General features: G+C 55.1%; 1 protein-coding gene. It reads left to right on the forward strand.

Going from position 1 to position 1577, the window contains the following annotated elements:
• Nucleotides 1-85: 85 nt before the first annotated feature.
• A complete protein-coding gene (locus FHS72_RS18375) occupies nucleotides 86-1450 on the forward strand; it encodes an ISNCY family transposase (protein ID WP_183531188.1) in 1365 nt (454 codons plus the stop codon).
• The last annotated feature ends 127 nt before the right edge of the window (nucleotides 1451-1577 follow it).

A 1577-nucleotide genomic window follows, 5' to 3' on the forward strand; every position in this document is an offset into this window, starting at 1 on the left:
TGTCGCCGCAAAGTTAGAATGTCCCACATCTGCAAAGTAGAAGTGTCACACTTCCCTGTTGAACAAGCAGGATTGGAGTGTGACCGTGGGATTGGTGATCATGAGCGAACGCGAACTGAACCGCATTGAAGTACTGAGCCAAGTGACACAAGGCGCAATGACGGCTGTGACTGCGGCCAACGTGCTGGGACTGAGCCGACGACAAGTGCATCGATTGCTGAAGGGCTTCCAAACCGATGGGCCCGCTGCGATCCGCCATAAAGCGCGTGGTCGCAGGTCCAACAACCGGATCGATCCTGCGGTGCGCGCGTTTGCGGTGACGCTGGTGCGCGAGAACTACATCGACTTTGGCCCAACCTTCGCGGCGGAGAAGTTGGCCGAGGATCACGATCTAAAGGTCTCGCGTGAGACGTTGCGCAAATGGATGCAAGACGCTGGGATCTGGTTGTCGCGCAAGCAACGTCGCACGTTTCATCAACCTCGTTTGCGTCGGGAATGCTTCGGCGAACTGATCCAGATTGATGGGTCTGATCATCGCTGGTTTGAGGATCGTGGACCGGCTTGCACCCTGCTGGTGTTCATTGACGACGCGACCAGTACGTTGATGCAGCTGCGCTTTGTGATCTCTGAGAGCACATTCAGCTACTTTGAAGCGCTGGATTTGTATCTTGCGGCACATGGGCGTCCTGTTGCGTTTTATTCCGATAAGCATTCTGTGTTCCGCGTGGCCAACCAATCGGCGAAGTCCGGACATGGCATGACCCAGTTCGGACGTGCGCTGAACGCGTTAAATATCGAGATACTCTGTGCAAACAGCTCTCAGGCCAAAGGCCGTGTTGAGCGTGCGAACCGGACGTTACAGGATCGATTGGTCAAGGAACTCAGGCTCGCAAACATCTCAGACATGGAGGCCGCAAATGCGTTCCTGCCGGGCTTCACGGACCACTACAACGCCAAGTTTGCGAGAGCGCCGCGCAGCACTGACAACCTGCACCGGCCAATGAACATCGCGCCTGATCGGTTGCGGGATGTGTTCTGCTACAGGGACGAACGCGTTGTGGGCCCACAACTTGCCTTCTCCTATGAACGCCAGCGGATTATTTTGGCTGAGAATGAGATCACGCGCGGATTGCCAGGCAAGTATGTCGATACATTCGCTTTTCCAGACGGGGGATTTGAGGTCCGCTGGAAGGGTGTTTCAATCCCATACACAGTGTTCGACAAAGACCAGCGCGTGACCCACGCCGCGATCACTGAGAACAAACATCTAAGTGCCGTGCTGGAACACATCAAAGCCGAACAGGACAAAGCGCCGCCAAAAAAACGCCGCGCAGGCAAGCAAGTAACGCGCTATCAGCCGACTGGAAAACGCAACAATGGATGGAATTCAAAGTTGGCGAAACGCGCTAAGGAGAAAGCTGAGGCACCTGCAACACAGGCTGCTGAATAACCTCACCCGCATGGCTGTTCAGCGCTCCGATATATGACGTCTACGCCCTGCCCAGCCATGCTCACGTCACGCCAAGTGAGACATTTCTACTTTGCGCAACCACGGACATTTCAACTTGGTTGCAACA

This window comes from Yoonia ponticola (assembly GCF_014199395.1).
Taxonomy (GTDB): domain Bacteria; phylum Pseudomonadota; class Alphaproteobacteria; order Rhodobacterales; family Rhodobacteraceae; genus Yoonia; species Yoonia ponticola.